Origin of the sequence: Vibrio scophthalmi LMG 19158, assembly GCF_000222585.1 — a bacterium.
GTDB classification, from domain to species: Bacteria; Pseudomonadota; Gammaproteobacteria; order Enterobacterales; family Vibrionaceae; genus Vibrio; species Vibrio scophthalmi.
Window position 1 is genome coordinate 1 of sequence record NZ_AFWE01000158.1, and the last position, 9,809, is coordinate 9,809.

Genomic DNA, 9,809 nt, shown 5'->3' on the forward strand with positions numbered 1-9,809 from the left:
AATGTTGAAGCTATGGGTGATTAGCTATCCCCAAGCTCTAAAATCAGTAAGGATGCTTGACCACATAATGCTCGACATTGATCTGTAGATTATCCCCTGATTTTACTTACTCAAATACTGGATGGTATCCAAGCGCGTAGTCGTATGACTAATGATGCTGAATGTACAAGTGGAGTCGTTGATATGAGTGTAAATGTTGGGATTGACGTTGGTAAAGACTATTTAGATATCTGTTTGCTACACGACCAAACCAAGAGCGGGCGAAAGCATCGTAAATTTAAGAACACAAAAGGAACTCATTCGGAAATAAGTCGTTGGTTGATAGTGGTTTCAAAGTGCAAACCAGAAGATACTTTGATCACGATGGAGTCAACAGGCGTTTACCATGAATCGATAGCATTGTACCTACATGCTGTTTGGTTTTCGCATTTTCATATCGAACCCAGGCAAAGCACATAAATTTTCCCAATCACTAGGGCTCGTACATAAGACGGACAAATCAGACTCTTATATGCTTGCCTTGTATGGTGACGCTCATCGTGAACGTGCTCAAATATGGACACCTGACAATATTAATACTCGAAACATCAGGTCATTGGTTCGACGGCTTTCAGCTCTGGAAAAAGATCGATTGAGAGAGTCTAATCGCTTAGAAGCTAGCGAAATCAGTGATGCAAATGAGCGAGTAAAAAGCTCAATTATGCGGATCGTCAGCGTAATCGATGAAGAAATTGCTTCAATCGAACAAGAGATCGAGTTAGCTATTAATTCAGATGCTGATATGGAGAGGAATCACAAACTTCTACAAAGTGTTGTAGGTATTGGTAAAGTCATGTCACGTGAACTTGTTTACTTGTTCAGCTCTAAGAAATTCTCCACCGCCAAGCAAGCAGCAGCATTTATTGGTCTCATCCCTCAACTAAATGAATCTGGAAAGCTAAAGGGTAGAACGACAATGAGCAAGAACGGACCGTCTAGGGTTCGGGCTAAGTTGTTTTTAGCAGCAATTAGCGCAAGCACCCATAACACCCTGACATTAGAGAACAGAAAAGGCGTTTGCTAGCAGCAGGTAAAACCAAAATGCAGGCACTTGGTGCGGCGATGAGAAAGTTGATTCAAATTTGCTTTGGTGTGCTGAAAACACAAGCAAAATACCAGCCCCAAGTGACCTTAAACTAGGTTTGCATACAAGGATGAGAGATGGTATCTACATCTAAATATGAGAAACATTACGTGACATCGTAAAAATATTTCAATCGTATCGATAGAAGTATTTGTTTTTATTTTATATTCGCAGCATTGTAGTATCGCATAACAATTTAGCAATGCTTTAAAATAACCTTAAAATGAAAGGGTTATCGTATATAAAAAAATTGGTTTTGAATATATAATTCATAAAAATTTTTCATTTAATGGGGTTTTCACTAAAGACACTTACTAATAAATCTGACAGGTATTCAATTTAACCCTTAGAAATATATATTTATACTAATATTTTTACATATTGGTGATGTTTAATTGAAATTAACTATTTAATTTTTATTAGGTTACTAAGATGAGTAGTAAAGACAATTATTTTTGCTTCGACCATGATTGCAAACTAAATAGCCACTTAGAATTTGATGATGATGATGATGATGATGATGATGATGATGATGATGATGATGGGCTCGCGCCGATGGTCGATGGCTTGTCTGGGGCGTTATGTTTATTAGTTTTAGTGGTTACCGTTTTTATGATTAGTGCAACGGACTCAGCCATTCGTGCAGCCTTAGGTTCGACAAGTTACAATTTTAGACATTCAACACTCGATTTGGAAGAAAAAAGAGTGATGATATATGGTGGGCTTAAAATGTCTCACATCGATCTATTTAAGCTTAGAGAAGGACTAAGAAGCGCGAAAGATGACGAGGTGTATTTATACATATCTGAAGAACTGAACAACGACAAAGAAAAGACAGTTTTTAATATGATAATTTTAAATAAAGCTATCATAAGTGAACTGCCGGATATTAAAATTAGACAAGGGGAGGCTGCTAGATGCGGTCTTCTTGAATCTTGCTTATATTGGAATTAGAGAATTGTATTATTTAGGCTATTTTTTTTACGTTATTATGGCGTACATGGCAATTAATGTCGAATCAGTAAATATAATGGTCACTCAAAGCTTAGAGTTAGCTTTTGAGTTGACAGTTGCGATGTTCACTTTACTTGTTTATCCGTTAGGCATTGCAATTTTTCATTTAGTAACACGTAAACTGACCAAAAGTAACTTAAATTTTCTTGCTAGTCAAAGCAAAGTGTCTGCCTCATTTTGTGTTTCACTAGGCCTTATAGGAACATTTCAAGGTCTAACAGCAATGGTATTATCGATCGCTTCATCGATGTCTGGGGAAGGTGATGTTACAGAAAAAATGGGAGCGATGGTTGAATCGATATCAAGTGCACTAAATGCTATGTCTTATGCTTTTTTAACATCGATTATGGGCGTGGCTATTTCTGTTATTATATTACTTGGTTATAACTTTTGGTCTCAGGGTTATAATCAAAAAGATAAGAGAGATAACACAATTCGAACCTTGGAACCTGAAAATAAAGTTGTTTTTGATAAGTTAGGTAATAACGAATTGAGACTGATTGAGGATAAGTTAAGCGCGTACCTCAATGAAAGACTAAAATTTGAAAGCGACATATTAAATAATAGTAAATCTATTACTGACACTATTATAATTATTTCTGAACTAATTAAGAATTCCATTGAAAAACAAGAGAAACGTTCAGATATGAATGACAAACGGATTGAGTTGATGCTACGAGGAGTTGAAGGAACCCTATCACAAATTACATCGCAGGGTCGAAAACTAGATTTATTTCATATGGAACAGTTAGAAAAAAACAGAATTCTTAAAGATCAAATGCATCACGATATGATTAAAATCTCCGAAAATTGTGATAATTCGTACGTATCAGTAATGGAAAACATGTCTTTAATGCAAAAGGAGATTAACGGAAAATTTAGTGAGGTTACTAACATAACTAGATTGATAGAGTCAAATATGGAAAAAACGACTGAAGAGGTATTATCGATCAGTGCTTATTTGAAAAATGTTGCTAGAGTACTGAAGGCTATGTTTGGGTTTAGAAAATGAAATATATTGTCCTAATTATGCCTTTGTTTTTCTCTAGCTTTTCAAATGCTGTTCTTTTTTCTGATTATATTTCGGATGCTTATGAAGCTTCAGATATCATAATGGCAGCGGAGTACGATAAGCTAGCAAAAGAGGAACGCTATCAATCTAGCAAAAACTATTACATACCAAAAATCGTTAGTAATTCAAAATACGAATACAAGATATTAGATGGTGATGAAAATGACTTGAACGAATCAAAGATAACGGTTTCTAGCACCATTGCCAATTCTGTAACAAAAGGAACTATAGATGTTGCAAATTCAAATGTAGTGATTTCTGATATTAAATTAAAAATCGAAAAAAATGCTATCGCCAGAAACATTCTTAATAATGTATACACGATTCGTGAATACTCTAAACTGATGGATGTAGCTAACGATTTAAAGGCATATAGTGACAACTTTGAGAAAAGAATAACAAAAGAAATAGAGCTGGGAATATCGAGTCAAAGCAACTTAAAACAAGCCAATCTACTTATTAATAAAATAGATAGTGAAATATCAAACATTAGAAAGCAAATATCTCTTTCTGTATCTAATATAGAGTTATCTTCGGGATTAGAATACCCAGTAGAGGGAATCAAACTAGATGATCAGGTAAATGATTATATTTCTTCATACAATTTTAACGGGGAGTATGAAGACGGGCTTGAGTATAAGCTTTCAATCTATGAGGCGGAGCTAGCTAAGGCAGCAGTTAAAGCAAATGATTCTTTATATCTCGTCAATATCGAAACCGGCATTAAGAATACACTAGATAAACCGTTTTTCGGTGAGACGGTTGTTGACAATGAATTTTTTGCATCTTTGAATATATCTATCAATATGTTCGACATGGATAGATACCATGAAAATAAAGCTTTAGCGTTTCTGCAAAAAGCCAAAGAAAGCATGAGAAATAAAGCCCGTGTAGACATAATACAAAACGTAAATGTTACGCTCTCACTGGATGAAAACTTCAGATTGGAAATAGACAATCTAACAGAACAAGTTAAAAGCATCAGCTCGATAGTTAAGCTACATGAAAAAGAGTATAATATCGGGACTGTTACACTATATGAAATGATAAATACACAATTTGATTTTCTTACAACAAGGAAAAGATTGGCAGAGGTAAGTATCGAATACTACAACAATAAAGTGAATCTTATGACAATGGTTAATCAGTTATCTTTCGATGTTCATGAATAAAATTGGATTTCTTTGTGCACTTGTTTTTTCTGTTGGCTTGATTTTATTTCAGAAGATTGAAGTAGTAATCCCAACTAATGGTACTATAGTTGGAGAGTCTAGTGATGTTGACGTAATAACCCCAGACTCAGGATTCATTAACATAATAAATGTAAAGTCCGGAGATGTAATCAAAAAGGATGAAGTTCTATTTTCTTATGATAATTTAGATGTGTTCTATAAAAAAGATTCAATAAATGATACTATTAATAGTTTAAATGTTGCATTAGATACAAATTCAAGGGATGTTTTCTACCTTTCTGAATTGCAAAATAATGCCGTTAAAGGGTTCTTAGAGTTTCCATTCGATAGCGTCGATGCGCTAGATACAAACTATAAAAAATATCAGTATTGGTATTTGGATATACAGGAAGAATCTCGCAGCGCTATAAGTCTAATTGATATAATTTCGAAAGAAAAAGTTTTTATTTCAGAAAAGAAATCAATTTTGGCAAAAAAACTTAAGTTATTGCAGTCGTCACTTTCACCTGAAATAAATGTTTTAGATTTGAGAACCCAAATCGTAGATTTGGATACTAATTTTGCACGTTTAGAGTCCGAAGAAGTTAATACAAAAAGAGAGCTAAGTCGAAAGTCCAACGAGTATATAAAAGAATTATCTGACACACTGAGAACTTTGGAAGAAAAAATTGTCGAAATAAAAACTGAAGTAAGCAATCTTAGTATTGAATTAGAATTAAATGAAAGAAAACAAATAGCCAATACAATTGTTTCTCCCGTAGATGGTGTGGTTTTTGACGTTCAGCAGAATTTTGCTGTTGGATCTTTTTTGGACGCTTCTAAAGTAGTATTAAAAATAAAAAGAACAAGCTCAAAATCAAATATTTTAGTGGAATTGCCAGCAAGATATAGGCCGTATGTAAATATTGAATCAAAGGCAAGAATATTGATAGAGTCACCTTTATACCGAGAACCAATCATAGGTCAAGTAGCTAAGATTGGCGTCGATTCAGAGAGAAGTAAAGAAAATGAAAATGACAACTCAAGATACTTTAAAGTCGAGGTTGAGTCTGAAAATGCAGAACTTCTTGATTCTTCATTAATTGGTTTGAAAGCAAGTGTATATATATTGAAAGGAAATATATCTATTTTTAATTACCTCCTTTCAACATTCGATAAATCAATCACGGTCGGAGTTTGGTAAAATATGATTGGATTTGTTTCTGCTTTGTCTGCTTCAGTAGCTGTAGTTATACTAGTAATGTCGATACTTGCAGCAAATACAATGATGATGGCTATGCAAGGTTACGAGTCAGGTTTAGATGAAGAAATTAAAGCAAAGGAAGGTCAAGGTTCATCTAATATGAAGAATGAAGAAGTGTTGAAAGTTGATATGGTAAAAAATGGAGATTCTACATCGTTATATTTACCATTAAGCCCAAGTGTTATAACAGACAATGTCATAGACATTATTCGCAGTAGTGATGAACTATCAAAAATTTCAGTGTCTTGCTCGTACGGAAATAACTTTAGTAGAGTAATTTCAGAGAGATATATTTCATATAATACGATATTACTTACTTCTGAATTTAGGGAGATAGATGTAAAAGTGAACGAACTTGATTTTGAACCTGAAAGATTAAATAGATGTGCAGTCCATTATGAATAATGATTTTCCAAGGCTAATTTATAATTACTGTCAAAGTCAAGGTTATAAGCCAAAAAAAGAAATGATCAACTCGAATAGTGAGGATATCATAACTCAATTCTCGGATTTTTTTAAAAATGAGTTATTTAGCTATAGCTTAGTTGCGATTGATATATCTAAAAATAAAATTCTTCCCGAGTGTGTTATTCACCTAGATTCTTCAGGGCATTATTATTTATCAGTCGTGAGAAATAATATTGTGGTTTCCTCTAGGGAGGATAAAGGTGATATTGATAGAAAGACCATTCAGTCAGCTTATTATATTAAAAAGTCTTTAAAACCAAAACAAGCTGGTGATTTCAAAAGTGGAATATATAGTATGATCCCAAAGTTAGCATTAAGCTACTCATTTTTGGTGATTTTTGCTTTGCTAACTCCGTTGTATTCTAATATTTTCAACTCTAAGATAATTCATACAGAGGGCTACTCGACATTATTTATTGTTTCATTGTTGTTTATTATGATTCTAGCTATTGAATATGGTATAAGGTCACATATAAAAAGTATAGTTTTTAAAAAAATATCCTTTAATGTATCTCTTCTAGGTGATGTTTTTTCTGTTTTTTACTCAAGCTCGAAAGTAAGTAACATATCATCAAAGATCAGAACAATTGAAACAGCATGTTTATCAATTTGGGAAAACTACCCGCAAATATTCGTAGATATTATATTTATTTTTTCGTTTTCTTTATTTATTGCTATATCATTATCCTATTTTTCAATAATACTTTTTATGTACTATTTGGTTTTCTTTGCTGTAGGGGTTCACTTAAGATTTAGTCACTACAAGTTAATGTTGGAGAAAAACAATATTTCTGTAGAGAAAGGTTTATTCTTTCATTCACTGGATAAGAATTCAGTTCAACTACCATACTTCAATGTGCATTCTTTTGTTAATCTATTGAAAGTTCGTTGTATTAAAGATGAATACTTTAGGAAGAAAATTGACGAAGAATCCTTCAAATGGGGAGAGCTTACGAAAGTAAATGGTTTTTTATCAATTGTATTTTTGTTTATATCTTCATTGTTAGCTGTGCGATTTTTAGGTTTCCCTATACATCATCTTATTGCACTTATGTTGGTTAATGGCCGTCTTTCATCTATAGTAATTTCGTTAATCAATCGTTCTTATCAAGTTAAATTACAATCTTATCATTTTAGTCAGGCCTCTGAACAAATTTACAAGAATTTCAAAGAAGAGGGAGGAGTCGAGATCTCATCTATAGACGAAATTAAGGTTGAACAGTTAAAAAAGAGCGAATTAATGCGGTCGATAGGGACTTCGGTAAACTTAGATTTTAAAAGAGGGAACATGTATGCCCTTATTGGACCATCCGGTAGTGGGAAAACCACACTGCTAAAAGTAATCGCTGGTGTAGATAGAGACTATTCTGGAAACGTGAAGTTTAATGATTATAGTGTTGATGATATTAGTGATTATTCCATGGGTAATAGAGTTGTTTTGTCTCTCTCAAGTGACTCTTTAATGAAATGTTCGTTAAGGGAAAATTTTGCTCTTTCTGGTATCTATGATATAGCATTGATTAGATATATATGTGAAAAATGCTGTCCAAATTTAGAGTTAAATAGCGAAAACCTCGATATTTTAGATGCAGATTTACTCCCTCTATCTTCCGGAGAAAGGCAACGATTAGTAATCAATATGAAACTGCATAAAGGTGCAGATCTTATCTTACTAGATGAACCTACGTCTTTTCTTTCAAAAAAAGATTCAATCGAATTTATCGATGACTTGAAAGATAGATATCGTAATTCGATAATAATAGTATCTACTCATTGTGAACATATTTTATCTCGTTTTGACAGGTGTATAGATTTAGAAAACAAAAGTGGGATAAAACGTCTCGTGGTTAATATTTAGTTAATAATGGCTACTTGTTTTTTATGATGAAATTTTCATGATATGATTGACTTTGAGGTTTTATGCTTACGTTAAATGTCATAATTATGTTCACGAGTTAAAAATATGACAAATCATTAATGTTATATATAAAAACATATGTCACTTTAATGATTAAATTTTTGACAAGAACTTTAATTCTATATTTTTAGGTAATTCTTAATTGTCTATTTGTAGTATAGGTGTTATCTAGAGTAATTAATAATTTTTAGTAAAAACTGTAATTATATGTTTTGGTTTAAAAAAATTAAATTCGAGAATGATGCGCTTAAGCAAGAGTTAGCTCTTCTTAAAAAGCAGCATGCAGTTGACTTAGAAGTACTGACAAATCAGCTACTAGAGTCACAACAATCTTGCCAATCGCTACAAATAGAACGAAACATTAGCAATGAGATTATCGCTAATTGTTTAAGAGGTGGTGATATGCTAAAAGCGATTCAAAAGGAAATGGCCGAGTGTGCCAAATCTATGGATAAAGAGATCTTGGAGCTAGAAATTATCGATGATATGTTTAAACAGACCCATCAAGCTTTTTCTACACTTAATAACCGAGTAGAGAATATAATAAATCAAGTTAATAAGAGTATTGAATATGTATCTATACTAGATCATATAGCCAGTTCTATTTCTAACCTTGCATCCAGTATTCAAGATATTTCTGTTCAAACTAACTTGTTGGCATTAAATGCCGCTATTGAAGCTGCTCGTGCAGGCGAAGCTGGCCGTGGTTTTGCGGTTGTTGCTGAAGAAGTAAGGGCCCTATCAGGAAAAGCCGGTATTGCCAGCGAGATGATTGATACACTAGTGAAAAAGACTTTAAAGCAAGTACATGAGATTAAAGCATCGTTCGATCAAAACAAAGCTTGTGTAAAAGAAGTTTCAGTATCTTCGGAACAAATTCATACTATTGTGAAAGAGGTTGTTGTAAAGTCAGAAAGCATGAAGAAAGTTATTCATATTTCATCAACTCGTGCTTTTTTAGATTCGGTGAAATTAGATCATGCTATTTGGAAAAATAACACTTATCGTTTATTGCAAAGTGGTTCTTTTAATGAAGTAATTAACACTCACTCTGAGTGTCGTTTAGGTCGGTGGTACTATCGTGGTAATGGTAAGCTTTATAGCCACATGAGAGGTTATAGACTGCTCGAAGCGCCTCACAAAGCCGTACATGATAATGGACGTAAAGCTTTAAGCCACGCACTAGCTGGTAACCATGAAGGAGTAATAACTGCCGTCAAAGCTATGGAGGATGTGAGTGTTGATGTTATATTTCAACTTGACCAATTGATTAGAGAAATAATAGAAAAGTAAGCGCGAAATTAACCACACGTTCTAATTCAACGCTACATTTGCCATAGTTTTTCCAACCTAACGGAGGAACTATGACTTAATCTGAAAAACACCAACATTGGACGACCATTGTCTCTAATCAGCAAGAAAGCGAACTTTCTGTTCCGCAGTTCTGCAAAGAGCACGACATCAATTACGCCATTTTTCATTACTGGTTGAAAACTATAAACTGTAGATACCATCTTTTAGAAGCGGCAACAAACTTAATTATGGCTAATCCTGGCTGATATTTTGCTTGGTTTTTTTATAACCCCAAAACAGATTTGGATTAGCTTTCTCATAGCGACACCTAGTGCTTGCATTTTTGTTTTCCAGCAGACAAAAGTCGATGTTTTTGGGCCTTGATATCTGGGTTATGCTTACTAGCGCTAACTGCAGCCAAAAATATTTTTGACCGAATTCTGGATGGACCAATTTTACTCAATGTTGTCCGACCGTTGAATGGT

The 9,809-nt window shown here is 33.5% G+C and carries 9 protein-coding genes and 1 pseudogene; all 10 read left to right on the top strand.

What is annotated here, in order from left to right; genetic code table 11:
• Window positions 1-183 precede the first annotated feature (183 nt).
• On the top strand, window positions 184-459 hold the full coding sequence (locus tag RH88_RS24120; protein WP_160162586.1) for an IS110 family transposase: 276 nt from the start codon (window positions 184-186) through the stop codon (window positions 457-459).
• Window positions 410-1,063 carry a transposase gene (locus RH88_RS22985; RefSeq protein ID WP_081467377.1) on the top strand — a complete coding sequence of 218 codons (654 nt, stop codon included), beginning with the start codon at window positions 410-412 and terminating at the stop codon, window positions 1,061-1,063. Before RH88_RS24120 ends, RH88_RS22985 begins: the two co-directional genes overlap by 50 nt.
• Window positions 1,064-1,555: 492 nt before the next feature.
• Window positions 1,556-2,077: a hypothetical protein gene (locus RH88_RS12250; protein WP_005596376.1), complete on the top strand. Its 522-nt coding sequence runs from the start codon at window positions 1,556-1,558 to the stop codon at window positions 2,075-2,077.
• 46 nt (window positions 2,078-2,123) lie between these two features.
• On the top strand, window positions 2,124-3,149 hold the full coding sequence (locus RH88_RS22745; protein ID WP_050798510.1) for a hypothetical protein: 1,026 nt from the start codon (window positions 2,124-2,126) through the stop codon (window positions 3,147-3,149).
• Window positions 3,146-4,381: a TolC family protein gene (locus RH88_RS12260; RefSeq protein ID WP_005596380.1), complete on the top strand. Its 1,236-nt coding sequence runs from the start codon at window positions 3,146-3,148 to the stop codon at window positions 4,379-4,381. The genes RH88_RS22745 and RH88_RS12260 overlap by 4 nt, the downstream gene beginning before the upstream one ends.
• A complete protein-coding gene (locus RH88_RS12265) occupies window positions 4,374-5,585 on the top strand; it encodes a putative HlyD family type I secretion protein (RefSeq protein WP_160162587.1) in 1,212 nt (403 codons plus the stop codon). Before RH88_RS12260 ends, RH88_RS12265 begins: the two co-directional genes overlap by 8 nt.
• Window positions 5,586-5,588: 3 nt before the next feature.
• Window positions 5,589-6,050: a hypothetical protein gene (locus tag RH88_RS12270; protein WP_005596384.1), complete on the top strand. Its 462-nt coding sequence runs from the start codon at window positions 5,589-5,591 to the stop codon at window positions 6,048-6,050.
• A complete protein-coding gene (locus RH88_RS12275; protein WP_005596386.1) occupies window positions 6,043-7,971 on the top strand; it encodes an ATP-binding cassette domain-containing protein in 1,929 nt (642 codons plus the stop codon). The genes RH88_RS12270 and RH88_RS12275 overlap by 8 nt, the downstream gene beginning before the upstream one ends.
• 267 nt (window positions 7,972-8,238) lie before the next feature.
• Window positions 8,239-9,324 (top strand): methyl-accepting chemotaxis protein, encoded by a 1,086-nt coding sequence (locus RH88_RS12280; protein ID WP_005596387.1) that lies wholly within the window; start codon window positions 8,239-8,241, stop codon window positions 9,322-9,324.
• Window positions 9,325-9,419: 95 nt separating this feature from the next.
• Window positions 9,420-9,590 (top strand): annotated as a pseudogene (gene tnpA, locus RH88_RS24125) (IS66 family insertion sequence element accessory protein TnpA); the annotation flags it as partial.
• Between the last annotated feature and the right edge of the window lie 219 nt (window positions 9,591-9,809).

Bases quoted from the DNA above. Each gene is read 5' to 3' on its own strand.
- RH88_RS22745 (WP_050798510.1), top strand. From the start codon at position 2,124: ATGGCAATTAATGTCGAATCAGTAAATATAATGGTCACTCAAAGCTTA.
- RH88_RS12280 (WP_005596387.1), top strand. From the start codon at position 8,239: ATGTTTTGGTTTAAAAAAATTAAATTCGAGAATGATGCGCTTAAGCAA.
- RH88_RS12275 (WP_005596386.1), top strand. From the start codon at position 6,043: ATGAATAATGATTTTCCAAGGCTAATTTATAATTACTGTCAAAGTCAA.
- RH88_RS12270 (WP_005596384.1), top strand. From the start codon at position 5,589: ATGATTGGATTTGTTTCTGCTTTGTCTGCTTCAGTAGCTGTAGTTATA.
- RH88_RS24120 (WP_160162586.1), top strand. From the start codon at position 184: ATGAGTGTAAATGTTGGGATTGACGTTGGTAAAGACTATTTAGATATC.
- RH88_RS12250 (WP_005596376.1), top strand. From the start codon at position 1,556: ATGAGTAGTAAAGACAATTATTTTTGCTTCGACCATGATTGCAAACTA.
- RH88_RS12260 (WP_005596380.1), top strand. From the start codon at position 3,146: ATGAAATATATTGTCCTAATTATGCCTTTGTTTTTCTCTAGCTTTTCA.
- RH88_RS22985 (WP_081467377.1), top strand. From the start codon at position 410: ATGCTGTTTGGTTTTCGCATTTTCATATCGAACCCAGGCAAAGCACAT.
- RH88_RS12265 (WP_160162587.1), top strand. From the start codon at position 4,374: ATGAATAAAATTGGATTTCTTTGTGCACTTGTTTTTTCTGTTGGCTTG.